Raw genomic sequence first — 669 nt, forward strand, 5'->3', positions numbered from 1 at the left:
GGATTATGAGGTATATGGGCTTGGCGTCCTTAGGTCGTGCTGCGATTACTTCGGCAAGCTCCACTGTCTGATGCGATAGCACGCGTTCACTGCAAAGGACCACATCGGGATTCAGTGCGGAGATCATCCTCTGTGCTGCCGCTGCCGAAGAGGCATCTCCGACTATTGAAATACCTCGGTCATTACTGAGTAGAGCAACCATCCCGGCGCATTCTATTTGGTCTTCACAGACCAGAAGAATGCTGATATTCCCACGCTCGGTCACCTGTTTCCCCCGTTTCATGGAAAGGGCCGACATCTTGTCGATCTTAACCTCGGCGAAGGATCGATTTCAACTGTGCTTGACGTCACTCGGTGCAGCGCTCAGGGGTCAGGATGTCCAAAATTACGTCCTGCGGGTGCCATCGAGAAGCGTAAGAGAGGTGTAAAACGGGGGGTGTGCACCCCCTTTTGTCTGTTAGGCCGCAAGATGCTTGGTCGGCGGTTGTGGCTGGATTGCTTCGTTCGGCTCCCTGATTGTGGCTGATTTTCGATGTACCTTGCATCGAGGGATGGTCGTGGATATAGGGTAATTCCTCTGAGTGCTCCACCTTTTATGTGGCAATTTATATCGGACAACGAGCGCAGACGGGGAGAAACCATGGACTGGCCCACGACGCCCCCCATAGC

At 53.7% G+C, this 669-nt stretch carries 1 pseudogene; it reads right to left on the reverse strand.

From position 1 onward, the window contains the following. Positions 1–298, reverse strand: a pseudogene (locus RNC47_RS36095) (hypothetical protein); the annotation flags it as partial. Positions 299–669: the final 371 nt, after the last annotated feature.

This window comes from Streptomyces millisiae, from assembly GCF_031845425.1.
GTDB lineage: Bacteria > Actinomycetota > Actinomycetes > Streptomycetales > Streptomycetaceae > Streptomyces > Streptomyces millisiae.